At 69.4% G+C, this 24,667-nt stretch carries 24 protein-coding genes; 15 read left to right on the top strand and 9 right to left on the bottom strand.

What is annotated here, in order from left to right:
• Positions 1–81: 81 nt before the first annotated feature.
• On the bottom strand, positions 82–1,284 hold the full coding sequence (locus tag F9C11_RS37925) for a hypothetical protein (RefSeq protein ID WP_409182167.1): 1,203 nt from the start codon (positions 1,282–1,284) through the stop codon (positions 82–84).
• Between the two features lie 141 nt (positions 1,285–1,425).
• Between F9C11_RS37925 and F9C11_RS37920 the strand changes: the two genes are divergently transcribed.
• The 5 genes from F9C11_RS37920 (at position 1,426) to F9C11_RS37900 (ending at position 5,818) form a co-directional block, all read left to right on the top strand.
• Positions 1,426–3,255, top strand: coding sequence for an Hsp70 family protein (locus F9C11_RS37920; protein WP_409182166.1), 1,830 nt, complete (start codon positions 1,426–1,428; stop codon positions 3,253–3,255).
• A 34-nt stretch (positions 3,256–3,289) separates the two neighbouring features.
• A complete protein-coding gene (locus F9C11_RS37915) occupies positions 3,290–3,484 on the top strand; it encodes a DUF3046 domain-containing protein (RefSeq protein WP_037713086.1) in 195 nt (64 codons plus the stop codon).
• A gap of 249 nt (positions 3,485–3,733) precedes the next feature.
• Positions 3,734–4,777, top strand: coding sequence for a recombinase RecA (recA, locus tag F9C11_RS37910; RefSeq protein WP_009075062.1), 1,044 nt, complete (start codon positions 3,734–3,736; stop codon positions 4,775–4,777).
• A gap of 183 nt (positions 4,778–4,960) precedes the next feature.
• The gene (locus F9C11_RS37905; RefSeq protein ID WP_409182165.1) at positions 4,961–5,101 is read left to right on the top strand and encodes a hypothetical protein; all 141 of its coding nucleotides are present in this window, start codon (positions 4,961–4,963) and stop codon (positions 5,099–5,101) included.
• A gap of 171 nt (positions 5,102–5,272) precedes the next feature.
• Positions 5,273–5,818, top strand: coding sequence for a regulatory protein RecX (locus F9C11_RS37900; protein WP_409182164.1), 546 nt, complete (start codon positions 5,273–5,275; stop codon positions 5,816–5,818).
• A gap of 61 nt (positions 5,819–5,879) precedes the next feature.
• Here the strand turns inward: F9C11_RS37900 and eda are convergent, their stop codons facing one another.
• Positions 5,880–6,503, bottom strand: coding sequence for a bifunctional 4-hydroxy-2-oxoglutarate aldolase/2-dehydro-3-deoxy-phosphogluconate aldolase (gene eda / locus F9C11_RS37895; protein ID WP_409182163.1), 624 nt, complete (start codon positions 6,501–6,503; stop codon positions 5,880–5,882).
• Complete coding sequence (gene edd, locus F9C11_RS37890; protein WP_409182162.1) at positions 6,500–8,440, bottom strand: phosphogluconate dehydratase; 1,941 nt, start codon at positions 8,438–8,440, stop codon at positions 6,500–6,502. Before edd ends, eda begins: the two co-directional genes overlap by 4 nt.
• Positions 8,441–8,693: 253 nt before the next feature.
• Here edd and F9C11_RS37885 point away from each other — a divergent pair, with 253 nt between their 5' ends.
• The 6 genes from F9C11_RS37885 to F9C11_RS37860 all read left to right on the top strand — a co-directional run bounded on the left by F9C11_RS37885 (position 8,694) and on the right by F9C11_RS37860 (position 15,002).
• Positions 8,694–9,593, top strand: coding sequence for a helix-turn-helix domain-containing protein (locus F9C11_RS37885; RefSeq protein WP_409182160.1), 900 nt, complete (start codon positions 8,694–8,696; stop codon positions 9,591–9,593).
• A 275-nt stretch (positions 9,594–9,868) separates the two neighbouring features.
• Entirely contained in the window at positions 9,869–10,156 is a 288-nt protein-coding gene (locus F9C11_RS37880; protein ID WP_409182159.1) for a hypothetical protein, read from the top strand.
• Positions 10,153–10,983 (top strand): hypothetical protein, encoded by an 831-nt coding sequence (locus F9C11_RS37875; RefSeq protein ID WP_409182158.1) that lies wholly within the window; start codon positions 10,153–10,155, stop codon positions 10,981–10,983. The genes F9C11_RS37880 and F9C11_RS37875 overlap by 4 nt, the downstream gene beginning before the upstream one ends.
• 58 nt (positions 10,984–11,041) lie before the next feature.
• Complete coding sequence (locus F9C11_RS37870) at positions 11,042–12,958, top strand: fumarate reductase/succinate dehydrogenase flavoprotein subunit (protein WP_409182157.1); 1,917 nt, start codon at positions 11,042–11,044, stop codon at positions 12,956–12,958.
• On the top strand, positions 12,955–13,707 hold the full coding sequence (locus F9C11_RS37865; protein ID WP_409182156.1) for a succinate dehydrogenase/fumarate reductase iron-sulfur subunit: 753 nt from the start codon (positions 12,955–12,957) through the stop codon (positions 13,705–13,707). Before F9C11_RS37870 ends, F9C11_RS37865 begins: the two co-directional genes overlap by 4 nt.
• A gap of 947 nt (positions 13,708–14,654) precedes the next feature.
• Positions 14,655–15,002, top strand: coding sequence for a VOC family protein (locus F9C11_RS37860; protein WP_409182155.1), 348 nt, complete (start codon positions 14,655–14,657; stop codon positions 15,000–15,002).
• A gap of 66 nt (positions 15,003–15,068) precedes the next feature.
• On the opposite strand, the gene F9C11_RS37855 is transcribed toward F9C11_RS37860, so the two are convergent.
• The 4 genes from F9C11_RS37855 to F9C11_RS37840 all read right to left on the bottom strand — a co-directional run bounded on the left by F9C11_RS37855 (position 15,069) and on the right by F9C11_RS37840 (position 18,446).
• Positions 15,069–15,953 (bottom strand): amino acid ABC transporter permease, encoded by an 885-nt coding sequence (locus tag F9C11_RS37855; protein WP_409182154.1) that lies wholly within the window; start codon positions 15,951–15,953, stop codon positions 15,069–15,071.
• Positions 15,950–16,597, bottom strand: a complete 648-nt coding sequence (locus tag F9C11_RS37850) for an amino acid ABC transporter permease (protein ID WP_409182152.1) — start codon at positions 16,595–16,597, stop codon at positions 15,950–15,952. The genes F9C11_RS37855 and F9C11_RS37850 overlap by 4 nt, the downstream gene beginning before the upstream one ends.
• An 84-nt stretch (positions 16,598–16,681) precedes the next feature.
• Positions 16,682–17,587 carry a glutamate ABC transporter substrate-binding protein gene (locus tag F9C11_RS37845; RefSeq protein ID WP_409182151.1) on the bottom strand — a complete coding sequence of 302 codons (906 nt, stop codon included), beginning with the start codon at positions 17,585–17,587 and terminating at the stop codon, positions 16,682–16,684.
• A gap of 130 nt (positions 17,588–17,717) precedes the next feature.
• A complete protein-coding gene (locus F9C11_RS37840; RefSeq protein ID WP_409187064.1) occupies positions 17,718–18,446 on the bottom strand; it encodes an amino acid ABC transporter ATP-binding protein in 729 nt (242 codons plus the stop codon).
• 280 nt (positions 18,447–18,726) lie between these two features.
• On the opposite strand from F9C11_RS37840, the gene F9C11_RS37835 reads away from it, so the two are divergent.
• Positions 18,727–19,395: a response regulator transcription factor gene (locus tag F9C11_RS37835; protein WP_409182150.1), complete on the top strand. Its 669-nt coding sequence runs from the start codon at positions 18,727–18,729 to the stop codon at positions 19,393–19,395.
• Between the two features lie 3 nt (positions 19,396–19,398).
• Positions 19,399–20,784 carry an ATP-binding protein gene (locus F9C11_RS37830; RefSeq protein WP_409182149.1) on the top strand — a complete coding sequence of 462 codons (1,386 nt, stop codon included), beginning with the start codon at positions 19,399–19,401 and terminating at the stop codon, positions 20,782–20,784.
• On the opposite strand, the gene F9C11_RS37825 is transcribed toward F9C11_RS37830, so the two are convergent.
• Both F9C11_RS37825 and F9C11_RS37820 read right to left on the bottom strand, forming a co-directional pair.
• On the bottom strand, positions 20,781–21,698 hold the full coding sequence (locus tag F9C11_RS37825) for a TAXI family TRAP transporter solute-binding subunit (RefSeq protein WP_409182148.1): 918 nt from the start codon (positions 21,696–21,698) through the stop codon (positions 20,781–20,783). The two genes, F9C11_RS37830 and F9C11_RS37825, sit on opposite strands and share 4 nt — an antisense overlap.
• Positions 21,699–21,717: 19 nt before the next feature.
• On the bottom strand, positions 21,718–22,428 hold the full coding sequence (locus tag F9C11_RS37820; RefSeq protein WP_409182147.1) for a heparin lyase I family protein: 711 nt from the start codon (positions 22,426–22,428) through the stop codon (positions 21,718–21,720).
• A 234-nt stretch (positions 22,429–22,662) separates the two neighbouring features.
• Here F9C11_RS37820 and miaB point away from each other — a divergent pair, with 234 nt between their 5' ends.
• Positions 22,663–24,144 (top strand): tRNA (N6-isopentenyl adenosine(37)-C2)-methylthiotransferase MiaB, encoded by a 1,482-nt coding sequence (gene miaB / locus F9C11_RS37815; RefSeq protein WP_409182145.1) that lies wholly within the window; start codon positions 22,663–22,665, stop codon positions 24,142–24,144.
• Positions 24,141–24,617: a hypothetical protein gene (locus F9C11_RS37810; RefSeq protein WP_409182144.1), complete on the top strand. Its 477-nt coding sequence runs from the start codon at positions 24,141–24,143 to the stop codon at positions 24,615–24,617. Before miaB ends, F9C11_RS37810 begins: the two co-directional genes overlap by 4 nt.
• Positions 24,618–24,667: the final 50 nt, after the last annotated feature.

The following is a 24,667-nucleotide window of genomic DNA, read 5'->3' as shown; positions in this document are numbered from 1 at the left end:
CATGCGCGGCGCCCCCGACAATTTCCGGGGCCCGGGCAGTGCGGTCCGGTCCGGATCCCCTCGTGTGGGTGACCGATCGGCTTAGATCGCGTACTTCCACACGGTCAGCGAATAAGCCGAATACCAGGCCCCGGCCAGCACGAACACGGTCGTCGCGGCGATCATCGTGGACCTGGTGCGACCGGCCAGCCCCATCGCGACGGGCAGCAGGAGCGCGAAGTCGGGGAGCAGGAACCTCGACTTCAAAGCCGGCAGCCCGGCACTGCACAGGACCAGCGCCACGACGCCCACCGCGTAGGCGGCCAGCGGCCACGGCATCCGCCGGCCGGTCACGCAGATGACCGCGAGCGCGATCGCCGCGACCGTCACGAGCACGACGAGCGTTTCCCAGGCATTGCCCGAGGTGAAAAGCGTCTGCGTGATCCACTTCCAGGCCTCGGCGCCAGCGTCGAACCGCGTGTTCCAGCCGCGAAGCTCCACGTCCTGCCAACCGGTCAGGCTGCCGGTCTGCACCGCGACGAACATCCAGTACCCGAGCAGGCCGAGCGGCGCGACGAAGACGCACACGAGCGCGTTCCACCGCTGTCGGTTCCGCCACACGTCGAGCACCGCGGCGAGCACCACGACCGCGACCAGCACGCACGCGGTCGACCGGGTGAGCCCGGCGAACAGCGTCGCGCAAGCAGCGAGGTACCACTTGCGTTCGAGCACGCCGACCAGCGCCCACGCGGCGAGCGCGGTGAAGAGCGACTCGGTCATCACCATGCTTTCGGCGATCGCCATCGGCGCGGCGCTCCACAGCACGGCGAGCAGCAGCCCCGCTCGAGGACTGTGGACGAGCCGGCCGATCCGGTACATCGCCGTCGCCGCCGCGATCCCGGCGAGTGTCGACAGCAGGAGGGCCGCCCCGAAGTACGTCACCCCGGGCAGCTTCTCGAACAGCCCGGTCAGGGCCGGATACAGCGGGAAGTAGCCGTACGACGCGTCGGGATAGGGCAGCCCGGCGGCGTCGAGCGGATTGCTCACGCCGGCGTAGCTGTGCTCGGCGATCTGCAGGTACCACCAGCCGTCCCAGGACTGCAGCCGTTCGCCGAGCGGCAGGTCCCGGGGCGCGGCCATGGCGGCGAGCACGCCGACGCCGACCAGCCGCACCACGAGGTACAGCACGGCCGCGTGCAGGTAGCCGGAACGGCCCCATTTGGCCGCCGCCACCCGCACCGGGTGCGCCGGACCGCCCGCCTGGCCGAACTGTTCCCGGCGGGTCTTGTCCACTAGCTCTGTCATTGCCTCCCCGTCCTCGGAAGACGAGACGTTCCGTCGCTTCCCGGGGTTGCGCGCGCCGCGAGTTTCGCGGGTCCGCACGCACGGTGACCGGGCACGTGGCAGCATCTCCGCCAGCGCTGCTTGAGTCGAGGGGAAATTACTGTGCGGATCCTGTCGGTGGACCTCGGGACGTCCAACACCGTCGCCGTCCTTTCCGCGCACGGCAGGCCGCCGCGCGTCGTCGAGGTCGACGGATCGGCCAACATGCCCTCCGCGGTCTTCGCCGGGGAAGACGGCACGCTCATGGTCGGCCGGGACGCCGAACGTCGCGCGCGGCTCGACCCGACGCGGTTCGAGCCCAACCCTAAACGGCGCATCGACGAGCAGACGCTGCTGCTGGGCACGGACGTCGTGCCGGTCAACGAAGCGCTCGCCGCGATCCTGCGCCGGGTGCTCGACGAGACCACCCGCCAGCTCGGCGGCGAGCAGCCGGACGAGGTCCGGCTCACCCACCCCGCGCAGTGGGGTCCGGTGCGCCGCAACGTGCTGCTGAGCGCGGCGCGGCTCGCCGGCATTCGCGGGAACGTGGTCCTCGTGCCGGAGCCAGTCGCCGCCGCGGCGCACTTCGCGTCGTTCCCGGAGCGTGCGTTGGCTCCAGGGCAGGCTCTCGCGGTGTACGACCTCGGCGCGGGCACGTTCGACGTCGCAGTCGTCGGCGCGAACCAGAACGGCTACACAGTGCTCGCCGAGGACGGCCTGCCCGACCTCGGCGGCCTCGACGTCGACCAGGCGCTGATGGTCCACGTCGGACGTGAGGTGTCGCACTCGGACCCGCAGCGCTGGCAGAGGCTGCTTCGCCCCGAGTCCACTGCGGACCGGCGTACGCGACGCGCGCTGCAAGAAGACGTGAAGGCCGCGAAGGAGGCACTGTCTCGGCATCCGCAGACAGAGGTGCCGATGCCGGAGCCGTTCAAGGACGTGCTGGTCACGCGCGGAGAGCTCGAAGGCTTGGTGCGTCCGGCAATGCTGCGCAGCGTGGAGTTGCTTTCGCGGACGCTGCGTTCGGCTGGGCTCACCTCGGATCGTCTCGCCGGCATCTACCTCGTCGGCGGATCGAGCCGGTTGCCGCTGGTCGGATCGATGATCACGGAGAAGCTCGGCGTCGTTCCCACGAGTCTCGACCAGCCTGAGACGGCCGTCGCGCTGGGTGCGCAGCATGTCGCTAAAGACGGACTGTCGATGCGTACGCAGAACGTCGAGGGCCAGGTGGCGTCTGGTGCGCCGTACGCGCCGCCTGCTGCGCCACAGGGCAACTACTCGGCGTACTCGCCGACGCAGCCGCAGCCGATGCCGCCGTTCCAGTCTTCGCCGGCACCGTCGAACTTCCCGACGTACACGCCCGCTAAGCCGGAGAAGAAGAGCCGTACCAAGCTGTGGATCGGCATCGCGGCGGCTGTGGTGGTTGTGCTCGCGGCTGGGCTGACTGTGTTCTTCACGACAAAGGGCTCGTCGGTGACGACGTACACGGCTGAAGAGTGCCGTACGCCAGGGCAAGCCGACTCGTCCGGCATGACCGGCTGCATGCGTCAGCTGGCGGGCAAGGTCGCTGAGAACGGCGGCTGTGCTCCCGGCATGGGCAACGGTCCCGCTGCTCCGGCGAAGAGCCTCGGGCCCGCGTCGACGTGCGCCGCGCCGGGGCGCGCGGGCACTCAGGTGACGTACGTGCAGGGGCAGTCGGCAGCCGAGCTGAAGCAGTACACCGACGGACTGCTGTCCTCCGCGGGCGGCGACCGCACCGAAGCGGACTGGAAGGGCAACGCGCTCGAAGGGCACTACGCGGCGGCGGCCGGGCAGTCCTCGGCGGTCCTCGTGTTCACCGTGAAGGACCGGCCCCTCGTCGGGTTCCTCTATCAGGTGAATTCCGGCGGGCAGGCGGCCACGCCGGGCGCGCTGGCCGACTACTTCGAACAGCACGTCCAGCCGGGGGAGTGATCCCCGTTCGATCGGGAAAGCTAGCATTCGCCCGATGCGTATCACGGTGTTCCGACGGCTGATGGCCGAGGAGTTCGGGTCCGGACGCGCCGAGATGCTCGCCAAGGACCACGTGTTCAGCGGGCTCGGCGGGCGCACGGTCGAAGAGGCGCTGAGCGCGGGAACGCCGGCCAAGGAGATCTGGCGAGCGGTCTGCGTCGAGTTCGAGGTGCCTCCGGAACGGCGCTGACCTGGGGTTTCCCGATGCCGGTCGGCGCGAAGGGCGAAAACCGCGGCGGATGGGCGTGTCGCCGCGAGCCTCGAACATCTGTTCGTCTATGGTGTTGTGCACAACGGGGCCAGCGATCCACAGATCGGTCGCCGCGCCTGGAATTGTCGGTCCCTCCCCGTAGCGTCGGACCGGACAGGGTTTGACCGCCGGACAAGCCCGACTGGACAACCGAACACACACAGGCCCCAACCAGCGAGGTGGACTTCCATGCCAGCAGCACCCGACAAGGACAAGGCGCTCGAGCTCGCCCTTGCGCAGATCGACAAGCAGTACGGCAAGGGCTCGGTGATGCGGCTCGGCGAGGAGTCCCGGCCTCCCATCGCCGTGATCCCCACCGGCGCGATCGCCCTCGACGTCGCGCTCGGCATCGGCGGCCTGCCGCGCGGCCGGGTCGTCGAGATCTACGGACCGGAATCCTCCGGTAAGACCACGGTCGCCCTGCACGCGGTGGCCAACGCCCAGCGCAACGGCGGCATCGCGGCGTTCATCGACGCGGAGCACGCGCTCGACCCGGAGTACGCGAAGCGGCTCGGCGTCGACACCGACGCGCTGCTCGTGTCCCAGCCGGACACCGGCGAGCAGGCGCTCGAGATCGCGGACATGCTGATCCGCTCGGGCGCGCTCGACATCCTGGTCATCGACTCCGTCGCGGCCCTCGTGCCGCGCGCGGAAATCGAGGGCGAGATGGGCGATTCGCACGTCGGTCTCCAGGCCCGCCTGATGAGCCAGGCGCTGCGGAAGATCACCGGTGCGCTGTCGAACTCCGGCACCACCGCGATCTTCATCAACCAGCTGCGCGAGAAGGTCGGCGTCATGTTCGGCTCGCCGGAGACCACCACCGGCGGCAAGGCGCTGAAGTTCTACGCGTCGGTCCGGCTCGACGTGCGCCGCATCGAGACGCTGAAGGACGGCGGCGAGCCGGTCGGCAACCGCACCCGCGTGAAGGTCGTCAAGAACAAGGTGGCCCCGCCCTTCAAGCAGGCCGAGTTCGACATCCTCTACGGCATGGGCGTCTCGCGCGAGGGCTCGCTCATCGACATGGGCGTCGACCAGGGCATCCTGCGCAAGTCGGGTGCCTGGTACACGTACGAGGGCGACCAGCTGGGCCAGGGCAAGGAGAACGCCCGCCGGTTCCTGCGCGACAACCCGGACATCGCCAACGAGATCGAGAAGCGCATCAAGGAGAAGCTCGGCATCGGCCCGCAGGTCGACGCCGAAGCCGAAGCCGTGCCCGCGCCGGTCGACTTCTGATCCGGGGAGGGGAGGGGATCGGCGGGTTCCCTCCCCGGTGCTCGGGTCGAACACCGGTCCGCCGCTGAACCCGATGCGGTGTTCCGCGACGGCTTCGCCGGGGTGCGGCGGCGTTCCGGTTGCGTCGGAGCTTTGTCGTCCTGCGGAGGGTTTCGGGCAGGACGGGCGGGCGTGGTTCGGCGGATGGCGGACGGGTCGGTCGGCGCGGGCGTGGTTTCGGTGGATCGTGGACGGTCGGTCGGCGCGGGCGTGATCCGGTGGATCGCGGACGGGTCGGTCGGCGCTGTGCGCGTGGTCGGGTTGAGGCTGCGCGTGGGCCGGTAGAGGTTGCCGGTGCTGGGCTTGCCGGTCCGGGTCAGTGCGGGTTCGGCGGCTGTTGCCAGCCGGGAGTCGCACCGGTGCCGGTGCCGGGCTGTGGCGTCGGGCGGCGGAAACGGGTGCAGAGGTGACGGTGTCGTCGTTCTCAGCAGCGGCACCGGGAAGAGGAGTGCGGGCGTGGCCAGGGTGCCGAAGGTCGAACCGGCGGAGTTGCCTCCGGAGGAGCGGGCGAAGAAGGCCAAGGAGATCTGCTTCGACCTCCTCGCCGCCCGGCCGCGGACGGTCGACGAGCTTCGGCAGGCCTTGCAGCGCAAGGGTTTCGACAGCGAGACCGTGGAAACCCTGCTCGGCAAGCTCGACCGCGCCGGTCTGGTCAACGACGCCGAGTTCGCCGAAACCTGGGTCCGCAACCGGCACGCCAACCAAGGGCTGTCGCGCACGGCGCTGGTCGCGGAGTTGCGGCGCAAGGGCGTCGACGGCGAGATCGCGGCGCAAGCGGCCGAGGAAGTCGACCGGGACGCCGAGGAACAACGGGCTCGCGAACTGGTGCGGAAGCGGCTCGGGTCGCTCGGGAACGTCGACGAGCAGACCGCGATCCGCCGTCTGCTCGGGTTCCTCGCGCGGAAGGGGTATCCGCAAGGCTTGGCGTACACGGTGATCCGCGAGGAGCTTCGCGAGTTCGGGGCGGAAGCCAGCATGCTGGACGACGTGACGGTCGACTGACCGGCCCGCAGCACCAAGAAACCCGCCGCCTCCAGCCAGAGGCGACGGGTTCCGGAACGGCTCAGCGCAGCGCGGCGGCTTCGGCAGCCAGCTTCTCGATGGCAGCGAAGTCCTTGTCCGCCACCAGCTTCGCGGGCGTCAGCCACGATCCGCCGATGCAGCCGACGTTCGGCAGCGCCAGGTACGACGGGGCCGACGACAGCGTGATCCCGCCGGTCGGGCAGAACTGCAGCTGCGGCAGCGGCCCGGCGATCGACTTCAGGAACGCCGCGCCCCCGCTGGCCTCCGCCGGGAAGAACTTCAGCGTGGTCAGCCCGCGTTCGGCCAGCCGCATCGCCTCGGACACCGTGCTCGCGCCCGGCAGGAACGGCAGCCCGGTGGCGAACGCGGCGTCCAGCACCGCGTCCGTGCAGCCCGGCGTCACCAGGAACTTCGCGCCCGCGTCGGCGGCCTGCTTCGCCTGCTCCGGCGACGTCACCGTGCCGGCGCCCACGACGATGTCCGGCACCTCGGCCGCCACCCGCTCGATCGCGGTCAGCGCGACCGGCGTGCGCAGCGTCAGCTCGATCACCCCGATCCCGCCGGCGAGCAGGGCACGGGCCGTCGGCACCGCGTCGTCGGCGTCGTCGATCACCACGACGGGCATCACGGGGGACAGGGCGAGCAGGTCCGTGTCGGTGGTCACTGACCGACCTCCTGGGTCTGGAGAGCATACGAGGACTCGCCCATTGTCCCGCTTCCGAATGGCGGAACGCCCCGGGCGAGGTCCAGCTCCGGAGTGAGCGCCCCGAACACGCTCGCGCCCTGGTCAGCCGGGCCGACCGCGCGGCGCAACGCCCCGAACAGCTCCCGCCCGGTCCCGCTCCACGCGGCCTCCGACGGCGGCGCGTCCGCCAGGTCCCGGCGCGCCAGTTCGTCGTCCGCGACCAGCACGTCCAAGCTTCCGGACCGAGCGTCGAACCGGATCACGTCGCCGTCGGCGATCCGGGCGATCGGCCCGCCCACCGCGGCCTCCGGCGTCACCTGAATCGCGGCCGGCACCTTGCCGGACGCACCCGACATCCGCCCGTCGGTGAGCAGCGCGACCCGGAACCCCCGGTCCATCAACACGCCCAGCGCCGGGGTCAGGCCGTGCAGCTCCGGCATCCCGTTCGCCTGCGGACCCTGCTGCCGCAGCACCACGACCACGTCCCGGTCCAGTTCCCCGGCCTCGAACGCGACCCGGAACGCGTCCTGCGAGGTGAACACCCGCGTCGGCGCCTCCACCACGCGGTGCTCCGGGGCGACTGCCGACACCTTCGTGACCGCCCGGCCCAGGTTGCCCTCGACCATCCGCAGCCCACCGTCCGGCGCGAACGGCCGCCACACCGGACGCAGCACCTCTTCGTCGAGGCTGCGCGTCGGCACGTCCCGCCACACCAGCTCGCCGTCCGACAAGATCGGCTCCTGCGTGTACCGGCGCAGGCCGGGGCCCGCGACGGTGAGCACGTCCTCGTGCAGCAGCCCCGCGTCGAGCAGCGTGCCGACGAGGAACTGGATGCCGCCGGCCGCGTGGAAATGGTTGATGTCCGCGCTGCCGTTCGGGTATACGCGCGCCAGCAGCGGCACGACCGCCGACAGGTCCGAGAAATCGTCCCAGCTCAGCTGAATCCCCGCCGCCGCGGCGATCGCCACCAAGTGCATCGTGTGGTTCGTCGACCCGCCGGTGGCCAGAAGCGCCACGATGCCGTTCACGAACGCTTTTTCGTCCAGCACCTGCGAAATCGGCGTGTACGCCTCGCCTCGGGACAGTTCTACCACGCGTCGGCCGGCCTCTTCGGTAAGCGCCTGCCGCAACGGCGTGTTCGGCGGGACGAAGCTCGCACCCGGCAGGTGCAGACCCATCACCTCGACCACCATCTGGTTCGAGTTGGCGGTGCCGTAGAACGTGCAGGTGCCAGCGGAGTGATACGAGGCGGCTTCCGCGTCGAGCAGGTCTTCCCGGGTCGCGAGCCCTTCCGCGTACAGCTGCCGCACCCGGGCTTTTTCCTTGTTGGGCAAGCCGGAATTCATCGGCCCGGCAGGCACGAGGATCGCAGGCAGATGCCCGAACGACAACGCGCCGATCAGCAATCCCGGCACGATTTTGTCGCACACGCCCAGCAGCAACGACGCGTCGAACATGTCGTGCGACAACGCGATTGCTGTCGCCATCGCGATCACTTCGCGGCTGAACAGCGACAACTCCATGCCCGGGCGCCCCTGCGTGATGCCGTCGCACATCGCGGGCACGCCACCGGCGAACTGGGCCACGCCTCCAGCTTCGCGAACCGATTTCTTGAGCCAGGCCGGGTACTCCTGCATCGGCTGATGAGCGGAGAGCAAGTCGTTGTAGGAGGACACGATCGCCACGCCAGGCGCGCGCAACTGGCGAAGCGCCTGCTTGTCGACGCCGTCCATGGCGGCGAATCCGTGCGCGAGGTTGCTGCAAGCGAGGCCGCGGCGAACCGGTCCCTCCTCGAAAGCGGCCGCGCTGCGAGCGAGGTACGCCGCCCGCGTGTCCGCACTGCGCTCGGCGATCCGGTCAGTGACGTCGGCAAGCACGCGGTGCACCGCGGCGGTCGGGTTCGGGTTGCTGCTCATCTCAAGCTCCCGGCTCGTGACGGGTTCGCGAGACGACGGCGCTGGCGTCGCGGGAACGTGACGGTGCACACGGTAACCCGAAAACCTGCCGGAAACAAAATCGATTCAGAAACCCCCTGTGGGGTGACGTGCGGAGGTTCAGGACAGCCCGGGTCGCTGGCGTCTCGGCCGCGGCCGATGACACGGATCGGGCGACAGGCCTAGGTGTTAGCAATGTGGAACAGGCACTATCCGCGGCTGGAGGTGACAGTGGATGCGAGATTCGGACACGCCCACTCCGCAAGAGCGCGCTTTGGGCAGGGAATTGCGGAATGCCCGGATCGAGGCGAGCTTCGGTCTGCGCGAACTGGGACGCTGGGTCGGGGTGGAGCCGGCGCTGCTGTCGAGCTGGGAGCTGGGCGAGGAGGTCCCGACGCTGGAGGACGTGGCCGGGGTGCTGGGCGCGCTCGGCGTGGTCGGCGAGAAGAAGACGCGGATCATGGAACTGGCGCGCGACCTGGCCGGGACGAGCTGGATCATGCCCGGCTCGCAGGCGAACACGGCCCATTACGCGCTAGTGGCCGGACACGAGCGGAACGCCGAGTCGGTGACCGTGTGGGCTCCGCTGGAGATCCCGGACCTGCTGCAAACCCCCGACTACGCGCGGCTGGTGTTCGGCCCGAGCCTGTGGGACAGCGAAATCCTCGAGCAAGTCGTCGAGAACCGATTGAACCGCAAGAGAATCCTGTTCGGCGCGGAGGCGGTTGAGACGCAGCTGTTCATCGGCACCGAAGCACTGCGAAACGACCTCGGAGACGCCGAACTGATGCTGCGGCAGCTGCGGTACCTCATCGAGATCGCGGCGACGGTGAACATCCGCCTGGCCCCGAGCGAGGCCGTCACGGCGGGCGCATTCAGCTGGTACCGGCAGCGGGATACGACGGATGTCGTGTACTTCCCGCATGAGCGCGCAGGTGTCTTCCTGTCCGGGCGGGAAGCCGCTCCGTACGTGGGAACTATCGGGCGGCTGGCTGAGTCCGCGCTGTCTTTGGAGGATTCATTGGACTGCCTGTCGGCCGTGGCCGACAGGTTCGAGGAGGAGGTGAAAGCCCAACGGCAGGCGAACGAGGCCGGACTGACGAACCTCCTGACGGGAGAGGATCCGGCTGGGTAGGGGCTTGTCGCGTGGGGTGATGGCTGGATGACTCTCTGTCTGCCGGAGGTCGTTCCGCCAATCGGTCGGCTGGGGTTTGCGCGGAAGACGTCCCAGAGACGGCCCAGACCCCACTTTTGGCCCCTATCTGGCGAGAAATCCCCAGGTCAACAGCTACAGGATGCTTCCTTCTGGTAAATGTGCTACTTGTCACAGTGCACCGCGCGAGGCAGAGTCGTACTTGGCGGCGTTGATCGTCACCCGAACTGCCGGCCCCACCACCAGGGAGGCTTCCGATGTCCACCACAGAGATCGCCGAACTTCGGCGCACCATCGGCCAGTTGCGGCAGTGCGTGGGCGCATTGCGGTCGCGCTACGGCGACGCGTCCGCGGTGCGCCGGCTGGCCAACGACGTCGAGCGGCTCGACATCGACAGTGCGGAGCTGGACGGGCATCCGCCTGCTGTGCCCGCGCAGGCGAAGCCTCTTGAGCGCGTTCCTGTCCCGGATACTCCCTACGATCCGGCGCTGTGGAGCGGTGCCGACGACGAAGGTGTCGGTGGCTACAAGCGCGACCAGCGGTGAGCGCGCCCGCTGACAACGACGTCAGCCGCGCCCGTACCGGCGTTCGGGCGCCGGGGCGGGCGCGGCTCGCCGACCGGACATTGCGCACCGACCGGTGGTGGCTGGCGCCCCTGCTCACTGTGCTGGGGCTGGCCACCTTCGTCGTTTACGCGACTGTCCGGGCGTTCGTGCGCACCGCCTACTGGGTGCCCGAATACCACTATCTGACGCCGTTCTACTCGCCCTGCGTGTCCACTTCCTGCGTCCCGGGATCGAGCCACTTCGGGCACTGGTTCGGCGAGATGCCGTCCTGGCTGCCGCTCGGCGTGCTCGTGCTGCCGTTCCTGCTCGGGTTCCGGTTGACCTGCTACTACTACCGCAAGGCCTACTACCGCTCGGTCTGGTTCTCCCCGCCGGCCTGCGCGGTCGCCGAACCGCACGCGCGTTATACCGGCGAGACGCGGCTGCCGTTGATCGTGCAGAACGTGCACCGGTACTTCTTCTACGTCGCGTGCGTGGTTTCGCTCGTCAACACCTACGACGCCGTCGTCGCCTTCCAGAGTCCCAGCGGGTTCGGCTTCGGGCTCGGCAACGTGATTCTCGTGGTGAACGTCGTGCTGCTGTGGGCGTACACGCTCTCCTGCCACTCGTGCCGGCACGTCACCGGCGGGCGGCTCAAGCATTTCTCGAAACATCCCGTCCGGTACTGGATCTGGACGCAGGTCACGAAGCTCAACACCCGGCACATGACCCTCGCGTGGACGACGCTCGGCACGCTCGTGCTGACCGACTTCTACGTGATGCTCGTGTCGAGCGGCGCGATCTCCGACCTGCGATTCGTGGGCTGAACCCCGGAAATCCAGCAGCGCAAGGCAGTTCTCCCCAGCTCGTGAGGTGGCTTATTCCATGACCGAGGTCGAACGGCACAGCTACGACGTGGTGGTGATCGGTGCCGGCGGCGCCGGTCTGCGCGCGGTGATCGAAGCGCGCGAACGCGGGTTCAGCGTCGCGGTGGTGTGCAAATCCCTGTTCGGCAAGGCGCACACGGTGATGGCCGAGGGCGGCTGCGCGGCGTCGATGGGCAACGCGAACTCGAACGACAACTGGCAGGTGCACTTCCGCGACACCATGCGCGGCGGGAAATTCCTCAACAACTGGCGGATGGCCGAGCTGCACGCCAAGGAAGCGCCGGACCGCGTCTGGGAGCTGGAGACGTACGGCGCGCTCTTCGACCGCACGGCGGACGGGCGGATCAGCCAGCGCAACTTCGGCGGGCACACGTATCCGCGGCTCGCGCACGTCGGCGACCGCACTGGGCTTGAGCTGATTCGCACTATGCAGCAGAAGATCGTTTCGCTGCAACAGGAAGACTTCAAGAAGTACGGCGACTACGAGGCGCGGATCAAGGTCTTCGCCGAATGCACGGTCACCGAGCTGCTGCTGGACAACGGCGCGATCGCCGGCGCGTTCGGCTACTGGCGCGAGAGCGGCCGGTTCGTGCTGTTCGAAGCGCCCGCGGTGGTGCTCGCGACGGGCGGCATCGGCAAGTCGTTCAAGGTGACGTCGAATTCGTGGGAGTACACCGGCGACGGGCACGCGCTCGCCCTTCGCGCCGGCGCGAAGCTGATCAACATGGAGTTCGTGCAGTTCCATCCGACCGGGATGGTCTGGCCGCCGAGCGTCAAGGGCATCCTCGTCACCGAGGGCGTGCGCGGCGACGGCGGGGTGCTCAAGAACTCCGAGGACAAGCGGTTCATGTTCGAGTACGTGCCCGAGGTGTTCAAGGGCCAGTACGCGGACAGCGAAAGCGAGGCCGACCGCTGGTACACCGACCAGGAGAACAACCGCCGGACGCCGGACCTGCTGCCGCGCGACGAGGTGGCGCGGGCGATCAACTCCGAGGTCAAGGAGGGGCGCGGGTCCCCGCACGGCGGCGTGTTCCTCGACATCGCGAGCCGGCTGCCCGCCGAGGAGATCCAGCGGCGGCTGCCGTCGATGTACCACCAGTTCAAGGAACTCGCCGACGTCGACATCACCAAGGAGGCCATGGAGGTCGGCCCCACCTGCCACTACGTGATGGGCGGCGTGGAGGTCGACCCGGACACCGGCGCGGCGAGCGTGCCCGGCCTGTTCGCGGCGGGCGAGTGCTCCGGCGGCATGCACGGGTCGAACCGGCTCGGCGGCAACTCGCTGTCGGACCTGCTCGTGTTCGGCCGGCGCGCCGGACTGGGCGCGGCGTCCTATGTGGACGGTCTCGAGGATCGTCCCGCGGTGTCGCAGTCCGATGTGGACGCCGCGGCCGCGATGGCGCTCGAACCGTTCAACCCGCCCGCCGACGGCACGCCGGAGAACCCGTACACCCTGCACACCGAGCTGCAGCAGTCGATGAACGACCTCGTCGGCATCATCCGCAAGGCCGGGGAAATCCAGCAGGCGCTGGAAAAACTCGCGGACATCCGCCGCCGCGTGCGGCTGGTGACGGTGGAGGGCCACCGGCAGTTCAACCCCGGCTGGCACCTCGCGCTCGACCTGCGGAACATGCTGCTGGTGAGCGAATGCGTCGCCCGCGCGGCGCTGACCCGCACCGAAAGCCGCGGCGGCCACACCCGCGACGACTACCCGTCGATGGACCCGGACTGGCGGCACCGGCTGCTCGTCTGCTCCGCGCGGCCAGGCGACAACCCGCTCGTGCCGGACGTCGACGTGGCCGTGAAGGAGCAGACGCCGATGCGGCCGGACCTGCTCGAGCTGTTCGAACTCGACGAGCTGGGCAAGTACTTCACCGACGCCGAGCTGGAGAACCACTCCGGGAGGACCGCGTGAGCTACCAGGCGAAGTTCCGCGTGTGGCGAGGCGACGCGACCGGCGGCGGCCTGCAGGACTTCACCGTGGAGGTGAACGAGGGCGAGGTCGTGCTCGACATCATCCACCGGCTGCAGGCCACCCAGGCCGCCGACCTCGCCGTGCGCTGGAACTGCAAGGCGGGCAAATGCGGTTCCTGCTCCGCGGAGATCAACGGCAGGCCGCGGCTGCTGTGCATGACGCGCATGTCGACGTTCACCGAAGCCGAGGTCGTGACGGTCACGCCGATGCGCACCTTCCCGGTGATCCGCGACCTCGTCACCGACGTGTCGTTCAACTACACGAAGGCTCGCGAGATCCCGTCCTTCACCCCGCCGGAGGGGCTGAAGCCCGGCGAGTACCGGATGCAGCAGGTGGACGTCGAGCGCTCGCAGGAATTCCGCAAGTGCATCGAGTGCTACCTGTGCCAGAACACCTGCCACGTCGTCCGCGACCACGAGGAGAACAAGGAGGCTTTCGCCGGTCCTCGCTACCTCATGCGGATCGCCGAGCTGGAGATGCATCCGCTGGACGTCGCCGACCGCCGCGACGCCGCGCAGGACGAGCACGGGCTCGGGTTCTGCAACATCACCAAATGCTGCACCGAGGTGTGCCCGGAAGGCATCCACATCACCGACAACGCGCTGATCCCGATGAAGGAACGCGTCGCCGACCGCAAGTACGACCCGATTGTCTGGCTGGGGGACAAGCTGTTCCGCCGGAATCGGTGACGTCCGCTCGGGGTGGTGGGCGGTGCGGTCGCGGACCTGTTGGTGGTGGGCTGCGGCCGTGCCGGTTCGCGGGAGTGGGTTTGTCTGCCCGGTGGTGGCGGGGTTGCCGGTTCGCGGGTGGGCTGGCTTGCTCGCGGCGGCGGGCGTGTTGGTGCGCGGGTGGGCCTGGCTTTGTCGCGGTGGCGGGGTCGCCGGTTCGCGGGCGGGCCTGGCATGGTCGCGGTGGCAGGGTTGCCAGTTCGCGGAGTGGCTTGGCTTGGTCGCGATGACGGGCCTGTCCGTTCCCGGGGTGGGCCTGGCTTAGCCGTCGTGGCGGGGTTGCCGACTCACGGAGTGGCTTGGCCGCGGTGGCGGGCGTGCCGGTTCGCGGGGTGGGCCTGGCTTGGTCGCGGTGGCGGGGTTGCCGGTTCGCGGAGTGGCTTGGCTTGGCCGCGATGACAGGCCTGTCCGTTCCCGAGGTGAGCCTGCCCGTGCACGGTAGCCGTGCCTTCCACGGTGGCTCGCCTGCTCGTTCACGCGCTCCGGGTCCGCCCTTCGGAGGCGAGGACGGCGCACGCGCGGCAGGTGGCGTATTCAGTTGTGGTTGGGCAATAGGCGGTTCCTCCTTGCCGGTTGAGTCTGGTAATGACGGCGGGCCGACCCGGCGGCTGTGTTCCGTGCGGCGCGCCGCGATTTCCGTTTCCGGGCAGCGTGATCTCACCGCGCGCAGGCGAGACCGCACCGACCAGTGCGCTGGCCAACGCACTGGGAGAGAAGGGAAATCGCGACGGCCGCTACGAGAACGCTCGTGGGCTCACATCACATGCGATGCACTTACTTCGATGAGATCAACGTTAGCAGGACCCGCGGTCGGACGGCATCACTCGATCGGCTCGATCGCGCAGGGCTCGATCGCGCAAAGGACGATTTCCCTTGTACCCAAAGGACTTCAGGAAGGACAAGAAGCCATGATCACCGGCGCCCACGTGATCCTCTACAGCAAAGACGCAGCAGCAGACCGGGAGTTCCTCAAGGACGTACTGGAACTAGGCCACGTAGACGCAGGCGAAGGCTGGCTCATTTTCCGCCTGCCCCCAACGGAACTGGCAGTGCACCCCACCGACGGAGAACCCCAGCAGGAGTTCTACCTGATGTGCGACGACCTAGCCGAAACAGTCCGGCAGCTGACCCAGAAGGGAGCCGAAGTGGACGGCGAGCCAACGACCGCATCCTGGGGCACCCGAGTATCGCTCCGCCTCCCCAGCGGCAGCCTCCTCCCGCTGTACCAGCCACGCCATCCGACAGCGCACGGCTGAAAACAAAGAAACCCCCAGCGCCGCAAAGAAAGCAGCGCCAGGGGCTTCAAGCGAAACAAGAAACCGTCAGAGCGGCCCGCCACGCAGGCCGCCAGTCGCCGCGGTGGTGAGTTCCGCAGCGTCCTTGGCGCCCGTGTCGATGTGCTTCTTGCTGCGCCGGTTGCGTCGCTCCAGGTAAGTCGCGAGCGCGGTCAGCAGCAGGCACATCGCGATGTAGATCGCGGCGGCCACGAGGGTCGACGGGACGATCGGGCGGCCGAAGGCCCCCTGGCTGCCGATGTAGCGGGCGTAGTACAGCAGCTCCGGGTACGTCACGAGGAAGCCGAGCGCGGTGTCCTTGAGCAACACGACCAGCTGGCTGATGATCGTCGGCAGCATCGCGCGCAGCGCCTGCGGCAGCAGGACCGTGAACATCACCTGGGTCTTGCGCATGCCGAGCGCGTACGCGGCTTCGCTCTGGCCCTTCGGCAGGGACAGGATGCCCGCGCGGAAGACCTCCGCCAGCACCGAGCCGTTGTACAGCGTCAGGCCGAGGACCACCGCGAACAGCGGCGACGTGTCCACGCCGAGGGTCGGGAGGCCGTAGTAGAACAGGAACATCAGGATCAGCAGCGGGATCGCGCGGAAGAACTCCACGACGGCCGTGCAGACCCCGCGCACCCACGCGTGATCCGAAAGCCGTCCGGCGGCGAACACCGCGCCGAACACGATGGCCAGCACCGCGCCCAGTGCGAAGGCCTTCACGGTCGCCAGGACAGCGTTCGCGAGGTCGCTCTGCACCTGGGAGTACTGCAGCCACTCCCATTTGCGCCCGGTGAACTGGCCGCTGTCGATGAAGCGGTAGACGATGAACGCGATCAGCGCGGCCACCACGACGATGCCCAGCACCGCGTAGAGCCGGTGCCGCATCCGCGCTTTCGGGCCCGGAGTGTCGAAAAGAACCGTGCTCATCGGGCCACGCTCCAGCGCTTCTCCAGGCTGCGCTGGATCAGCGACAGCACCGACACGAGGATGATGAAGCCGAGCGCGACCCACAGCAGCGCGATCATCTGGTTGTCGCCGCGTTCGGACACGTACTGCCGGATCGCGCCGGCCTCGGCGACCGAGAAGCCGCTGGCGATCGTCGTGTTCTTCAGCAGCGCGATGAGCATGCTGACCAGCGGCGGCACGACCGACCGCAGCGCCTGCGGGAGGACGATGTCGCCGAGGATCTGCCCGGACGACAGGCCCAGCGCGCGGCCCGCCTCGGCCTGGCCGACCGGCACCGTGTTGATGCCCGAGCGCACGACCTCGCAGATGAACGCCGACGTGTAGATCGTCAGCGCCACCGCGGCGGTCGGGAAGTAGTCGATCTTGACGATGTCGAGCAGCGGGTAGGCGAACACGAGGAACGCGAACACCAGCGTCAGCGGCGTGTTGCGCAGGACGGTGACGTACGTCGTGCCGATCGCGCGCAGCACCGGGACCGGGCTCACCCGCAGCATCGCGAGGATCGTGCCCAGCACCAGGCTGCACGCTCCCGCGATCAGGAACAGTTCGATCGTGGTCAGGAAGAACGGACCGAAGAGGTCCAGATTGTCGAGCAGGACGTCCATGGAGCCTTCCCCGCGTCCGTGTGCCGATAGTGGGTGTACGGCGGCCGGTGGGCGAAAGCTTCGCCCACCGGCCGCCGGATCAGGTCAGTACCGCTCGATGGCCGGCGGCGTCGCGGGCGCGCCGGACTTGCCGAGGGTCGCGTCGTAGATCTTCTTCCAGGTGCCGTTGGTCTCGGCGGCCTGCAGCAGGTCGTCGATCTTGTCGCGCAGCACCTTGTCGTCCTTGTTCAGGCCGATGCCGTAGGGCTCCTTCGAGAACGGCTTGCCGACGACCTTGAAGCTGTCCGGGTCCTGCGCCGCGTAGCCCTTGAGGATCGCGTCGTCGGTGGTGACCGCGTCGACGTCCTTCGTGGTCAGCTTCTCCACGCACTGCGAGTACTTCTGGAACTCGACGATCTGGTCGGTCAGCTTCTGCTCGCGGACGCGCTGGATCGGGGTCGACCCGGTGACCGAGCAGACCTTCTTGCCCTTCAGCGTCTCCGGGCCGGTGATCGAGTTGTCGTCCTTGCGCACCAGCAGGTCCTGGCCGGCCTGGAAGTACGGGCCGCCGAACGACACGAGCTTCTTGCGCTTGTCGTTGATGGTGTAGGTGCCGACGTAGAGGTCGACCTGGCCGTTGGCGATGGCCTGCTCGCGGGCGGCCGAGTCGACCGTCGTGTACTTGATCTTGTCCTCGCTGAAGCCGAGGCCGGCCGCGATCATCCGGGCGATCTCGATGTCGAAGCCCTGGAACTTGCCGGTCTTCGGGTCCTTCTGGCCCAGCTCGGGCTGGTCGTCCTTGACGCCGATGGTGATCGTGCCCGCGTTCTTGATCTTCGTGAACACCGGGGAGCCGTCGAGCTTGACGTCCTTGGCCACCTCGTAGGTCGGCAGCGCGGCGGTGTTCGTGGTGGCGTCCCCGCCGGGACCGGCCGGGGCGCCTTCCTTGCCGCAGGCCGTGAGCAGCAGCCCGCCGGCGAGCAGGGCGGCCGCGAGGGTGCGGATCCTCATGTCAGTCTCTCCAATATCTGTCCGGGAAACATCTGTCCGGGAACGTCGGTACCGGTCGGGGTAGCGCCGATGGACACGGCCGATTACAGCCACCTCGGGCCCGGGGCGCCGGGGGATTCCCCCGAACGGGTCAGTGGGTCAGGATCTTGCCGAGGAAGTCCTTCGCACGGTCGGATTTCGGCTTGGTGAAGAACTCCTCGGGCGTGGTGTCCTCGACGATCTCGCCGTCGGCCATGAAGATCACGCGGTCGGCGGCGCGGCGGGCGAAGCCCATTTCGTGCGTGACCACGAGCATGGTCATGCCGTCCTTCGCCAGCCCGGTCATCACGTCGAGCACCTCCTGGACCATTTCCGGGTCCAGCGCGGAGGTCGGCTCGTCGAACAGCATCACCTTGGGCTTCATCGCGAGCGCGCGGGCGATCGCCACGCGCTGCTGCTGGCCGCCGGACAGCTGGGCCGGGTACTTGTCGGCCTGGTTCGCGATGCCGACGCGCTCGAGCAGTTCCATCGCCGTCTTGCGGGCCTGCGCCTGCGCGGTCTTGCGCACCTTCACCGGCGCGAGCATGACGTTCTCGAGGATCGTCTTGTGCGCGAACAGGTTGAACTGCTGGAAGACCATGCCGACGTCGGCGCGCAGCGCGGCGAGCGCCTTGCCCTCGGCGGGCAGCGGCACGCCGTCCACGGCGATCTCGCCGGAGTTGATCGGCTCGAGCCGGTTGATCGCGCGGCACAGCGTCGACTTGCCCGACCCGGACGGCCCGAGCACGACGACGACCTGGCCGCGCGGCACCTCGAGCGTGATCTCGCGCAGCACGTGCAGATCGCCGAAGTACTTGTTCACGGCGGCCGCCTTGATCATCGGCGTCGCCACCTCGGTGGTCATCGTGGCCTCCAGAGCTCCGTTGGTCAGCGGCGTCCGCGGAACCGGGGTTCCGCAACGCTTGCGGAAACCTACTACCGGGACATCTCTTGTAAAGACGGCTTGAGCAATACTTAGGGTTTCAACTACGTATCGGATGCGGCCGTCGGGGCGGCTTTCAGCCTAGTCGGGACTGTGGCCGCCGCCACGCACCGTGTCCGCGGGGCGTGGCGCCCCAGAGTGCGGCTACCGTGGTCTGGATCACCGGGGAGGAGCAAGCGTGCGCGTGCTGCTGGTGGAAGACGACGACCGGGTCGCCGGGGCGCTCGTGCCCGCTCTGATCCGCCGCGGCCTGGCCATGCAGCGGCTTCCGTCCGGGGCCGGGGTGCTCGACCGGGTCCACGACGTCGACGTGATCCTCCTCGACCTGGGGCTTCCCGACGTGGACGGCGTGGTGCTCTGCCGGCAGATCCGGGCGGTCAGTGACGTCGCGGTGATCGTCGTGTCCGCGCGCGGCGAGGTGAACGACCGGGTGCACGGCCTGCGCGCCGGCGCCGACGACTACCTGGTCAAGCCCTACGACGTGGAGGAACTGCTCGCGCGGGTCGAAGCGGTCCGGCGCCGCCGAGGGGAACGGGCCGCGCCGTCCGTGCCGGTGGTCGAGGTCGGCGACGTCCGGATCGACCTGTCCCGGCACGAGGTGCTGGTCGCGGGCGAGCCGATCGCGTTGTCCCGCAAGGAGTTCCAGGTGCTGGCGCTGGTCGCGGCGGCGGGCGGCGCGGTGTGCTCGCGCGAGCAGGTGCTGAACGAGGTGTGGGGACACCGCGGCGCGGCGGAGAGCCGTTCGCTGGACGTGCATGTCGCCACCCTGCGCACCAAGCTCGGCCGCCCGGCGCTGATCGAGACGGTCCGCGGCGTCGGCTACCGGCTGGGCATCCGGCGGGACTGACCGATGCGCGTCCGGCTGCAGGGCATCGTCGTCACGCTCGTCGCGCTGCTCGTCTTCGGGCTCGGCATCCCGCTCGCGCTCAGCATCGCGAGCAGCCTCCAGCAGAAGCTCTTCCTCGACCGGCTCACCGACACCTCGCGGTTCGCCTCGCTCGCCCAGCGTCCGCTGCTCGACAACCAGCTCGGCCGCCTCGAACCCGAACTGCGCCGGTACACCGAGGTGTACGGCGTGAAGGTGGTCGTGGTGAACCAGGACGGCGACCCGGTGCTGAGCTCGGTGAGCGGCGCCGTCGACCGGGCATCGATCCAGGTGCCGGTGAACGAGGCGCTCGCCGCCCGTCCGCCCGAAGCCGGGCCGCTGCTGCTGCCGTGGGCGGCGAAACCGCTGGTGCTGGCCGAGCCGATCCTCATCGACGGCGAGGTGCGCGGCGCGGTGGTGACCGAATCCGCGACCGACCACGTCCGCACCCAGCTGCTGTGGCAGTGGCTGCTGCTGGCCGCGTGCGCGCTGGTCGCGTTCGGGCTGGCGCTGCTCGTCGCGCTGCCGGTGGTGCGCTGGACGCTGCGCCCGGTCCGGCGGCTGGACGAGGCGACCGGTGCGCTGGTCGCGTCCGTGGTCAGCGGCCGGGAGGCGGAGCCGGTGGGGGAGAGCGGCGGCCCGCCGGAGCTGCGGCAGCTGGGGCGGTCGTTCGACCGGATGGCGGCGAGCGTGTCGGAAGCGCTGGCCGCGCAGCGCGCGTTCGTCGCCGACGCCTCGCATCAGCTGCGCAACCCGCTGACCGCGCTGAAGATCCGGCTGGGCAACCTCGACGGCCAGGTGACCGACGAAACCGCGGCGGCCGACCTCGAAGCGGCGCAGGTGGACGCCCGGCGGCTGAACCAGATCCTCGACGAGCTGCTGTCCATGGCCCGCGCGGAATCCGCTGGCGGCGAGCTGGTTTCCGAAGACCTCGCCGAGGTGATCGCCGACCGCGTCGCCGACTGGTCGGTGGTCGGCGCGGCTCGCGAGGTCTCGCTGGAGAGCGCGGTGGACGTCGACGGCGCGCGCGTGCTCGTGCCGCCGCGCGGGCTGGAGGTCGTGCTCGACGCTTTGCTGGACAACGCGCTCAAGTTCAGCCCTTCCGGCACCTCGGTCGAAGTGGCCGCGAAGGTCGCCGGGGACCGCGTGACGGTTTCGGTCCGCGACCACGGCCCCGGGCTGCGCGAGGACGAACTGGAGCGGGCGGCCGACCGGTTCTGGCGGAGCACGGCGCATCAGAACGTGCCCGGGTCGGGGCTGGGGCTGGCGATCGTCACCGAGATCGTCCGGCATTCCGGCGGCGAGCTGAAGCTGTCCCTGCCCGAGGGCGGCGGGCTGCGGATCGCGATGGACTTCCCGGTCGCGCGCTAGACCTTCTCCGCGCGGTAGTACGCCAGCGCGCCGGGATGCAACGGCAGCGGCCCGGTCTCGATCCCCGGATGCACGTCGATCGACAGCGCCGCCCGGTTGACCGCCGCCAGCCGCGGGCGGGCGTCGTAGAGGCCCTTGGTGAGCGCTTCGGCGACGTCGGCGGACATCGAGGTGGGCACGACCAGGAAGTTCGGCACCACCAGCGTCGTGACCGGACCGTGCTGGTCGTAGGTGCTGCCGGGGATGGTCGCGGTGCCGTACACCGGGCTGAACCGCTGCATGCCGGGCATCAGGCTGGACATGTCGAGCAGCCGGAGGCCGACCTTGCGGTTGTACTCGGTGATGAGCGGCGTCGGCAGCCCGCCGGACCAGAACATCGCGTCGATCCGGCGGTCGGCCAGCGCGGCGAGCGACTCCTCCAGGCTCAGCTGCTTCACCGAGACCGAGCTTTTCAGCCCGGCGACCTGCAGCACCCGGTCGGCGATGTACTCGACGCCCGATTCCGGCGAGCCGACCGCGAGGTGGCGGCCGCGCAGCATCGGCACCGAGGTGTAGGGCGAATCCCTGCGGACGACGATGTGCAGGTAGTCGTCGTGGATGCGGGCCAGCGCGGCGAGCTTGCCGGGGTGCGCGGCCGCCGCGTCCGCGGCCAGGTCCGCGGCGACGAACGCGACGTCCGCGCCCCCGGAAAGCACTCGGTTGAGGTTGTCGCGCGACCCCTGGGTGGCGAGCACCTCGGGCGTCTCGATGCCGAGTTCGCCCGCCCACGCCGAGGCCAGCGGCCCGGCGAGGTCGTGGTACACGCCGCCCACCGAGCCGGCCGCGACGCGCAGGTGCAGGTTCGCGAAGCTCGGCCCGCACCCGCTCAGCAGCACCGTGAGCACTGCCAGCGCCGCCGTCAGCCTCCATCGCATGGGCCGATGGTGCCAGAGGTCAGCCGGTGACGTCGGCCAGGCTGTCGCCCATCCGGATCTTGGTGAGCCACTGCGTCGCCGTCTGGTCGGCCTGGTGGTAGACGCCCCACTTCAGGTAGTTGCGCGTTCCGTCGATCGTGGTGCCGGTGTAGGTGGTGGACCCGTCGGAGAAGGTCTGCCGCTGGCCGTCGAACCAGAACTGGATCGTGCCCTGGGTGCGGTCGGTGAAGATCCGGAAGGCGATGTCGTGCCACTGGTCGTTGGAGACCGGCGCGGACCAGAGCTTGACGCTCGTGTGGTCGGTCGTCCACTCCTCCAGCTGGAGCCTGCCGCCGGAGATCTTGAGGACGATCGGGTGGTTCGCGGTGCCGTCGCTCGGGCTGCACTTCAGCTGGAACACGTAGCGGCTGGTGGAGTCGGTGATGCGGTACTTCGACGACCAGCCGAGGTAGAACGTCTTGCCCGCGGCGAGGTCCGGGCCGACCGCCTCGCAGCGTTCCTCCTGCGCGAGCTGCTCGGCGACCCACACCTTGCCCTTCACGGAGTCGGCGGTCTTGAAGTGGCCGTCGGCGCACTGGATCGAGTTGAACGCGCCGACGCCGTCGACCGGGTCGGCCGACCAGCTGACCGACTGCGGAGCCGGAGCCGGGGCCGCGGTCACCGGGGCGGCCGCGACGATGGCGAGCGTGCTCGCGACGACTGCCGCTGAGCAGGCGAAAACCTTGCGCACTTTTCCTCCTGGGCGGCGGCGGTCCGATTCGGAACAATGGCGGTGAGCATATCTTCGGCACCGCGTGGAAAACAATAGCGGGAATTGTTTCCCGGGGCCGGGCCCAGCGCATTTCCGTTCCCGGTCAACGGCACATTTCCCGGTTATCGGAATTCCGGGACGGGGGCGTCGCGCAACGCCCCGGCGGGCGGGTGCCGGGTCCGGCGCGGGACACGGGGTTTAGGCTGGACGGCGATGAACGCGAAAACGTACCAGATCCGCACGTTCGGCTGCCAGATGAACGTGCACGACTCCGAACGGCTCGCCGGGCAGCTCGAGGAAGCCGGCTACGTCCCCGCTCCCGCGCAGGCGAAGCCGGATCTGGTCGTGTTCAACACCTGCGCCGTGCGGGAGAACGCGGACAACAAGCTCTACGGCACCCTCGGGCACCTCCGTCCGGACAAGGTCGCCAATCCGGACATGCAGATCGCCGTCGGCGGCTGCCTCGCGCAGAAGGACCGCGGCGACATCGTCAAGCGCGCGCCGTGGGTCGACGTCGTCTTCGGGACGCACAACATCGGCTCGCTGCCCGCGCTGCTGGAGCGCGCGCGGCACAACGCCGAGGCCGAGGTCGAAATCCTCGAATCGCTCGAGACGTTCCCGTCCACGCTGCCCGCGCGCCGCGAATCGTCCTACGCGAGCTGGGTGTCGGTTTCGGTCGGCTGCAACAACACCTGCACGTTCTGCATCGTGCCGTCGCTGCGCGGCAAGGAGCGCGACCGCCGTCCCGGCGAGATCCTCGCCGAGGTCGAGGCGCTGGTCGCCGAGGGCGTGCTCGAGGTGACGCTGCTGGGCCAGAACGTGAACTCCTACGGCGTCGAGTTCGGCGACCGGCTCGCGTTCGGCAAGCTGCTGCGCGCGACCGGCGGGATCGCCGGGCTGGAGCGCGTGCGGTTCACCTCGCCGCATCCGGCCGCGTTCACCTCGGACGTGATCGACGCGATGGCCGAGACCCCGAACGTCTGCCACCAGCTGCACATGCCGCTGCAGTCCGGCTCGGACCGGGTGCTGCGCGAGATGCGCCGGTCGTACCGGTCGGCGCGGTTCCTGAACATCCTCGACGAGGTGCGCGCCGCGATGCCGGACGCCGCCATCACCACCGACATCATCGTCGGGTTCCCCGGCGAGACCGAGGAAGACTTCCAGGCGACGCTCGACGTCGTCCGCGCCGCGCGGTTCTCCAGCGCGTTCACCTTCCAGTACTCGAAGCGCCCCGGCACGCCCGCCGCGGAGATGGACGGCCAGCTGCCCAAGGAGGTCGTGCAGGAGCGCTACGACCGGCTGGTCGAGCTGCAGAACGAGATCTCCTGGGAAGAGAACCGCAAGCTGGTCGGCCGGCGGGTCGAGCTGCTGGTCGCCGCGGGCGAGGGACGCAAGGACGCCGAGACGCACCGGATGAGCGGGCGCGCCCGCGACGGACGGCTGGTGCACTTCACGCCGACCGGCCCGGCCGTCGACCGCTCGGTCCGGCCGGGCGACGTCGTGGAGACGGTGATCAGCTACGGCGCGCCGCACCACCTGGTCGCCGACGGCGACCTCCTGACGCATCGCCGCACGCGAGCGGGCGACAACGCCGAAGCCGGTCTTCGGCCCAAGACGAGCGGGGTCACCCTGGGACTGCCGGGCTTCGGAGCCCCGGCGGCGCAGCCGGCCCCGGTGAGTGGGTGTGCGGGATGAGCGAACCGGGAACGCCGGCCGAGGTCGACCGGCGCCTCAGCGAGGAAATCGACGACGCGGGCCGCCGCGTCGCGCGCACGGTCGAGCTGGGCAGGCGCGGATTCACCATCTCGGTGCTGATGTTCGTGCTGCTCGTGGCCCAGATCCTGCCGTGGGCCCAGGGCCGCGCGGGCTGGGAGACGCTGGCCGGCGAGGCGGGCGGGGTGCCGCAGCTGTTCGCCGTGACGTCCACCGGCGTCGGCGTGTTCATCGGCGCGGTCGCGCTCGTGTCGCGCCGCTGGTGGGTCGCCTGGTGCTGTGCCGCGGGCGGCTGGTTCGCCTCGGTCGACGGCCTGCTGGCGATCTGGTCGCAGCAGTCCGCGCACGCCAGCGGAGCGGCAGGCGACGGTCCGGGAATCGGCATGATCGTGGCGTGGATCGCGACGATCGTCCTGGCGACGCTCTGGATGCGGACGGCGTTCTCGCGCTCCTGACCCCGAACCGCTCCGCCGGTGGATAGGCTCCCCTGCGGGAGGGGGTCGGG

It is taken from the genome of Amycolatopsis sp. VS8301801F10, assembly GCF_046195355.1.
Taxonomy (GTDB): domain Bacteria; phylum Actinomycetota; class Actinomycetes; order Mycobacteriales; family Pseudonocardiaceae; genus Amycolatopsis.
Note: the sequence above shows the minus strand (reverse complement) of the source record. Positions and strands in the feature narration are given on the sequence as shown.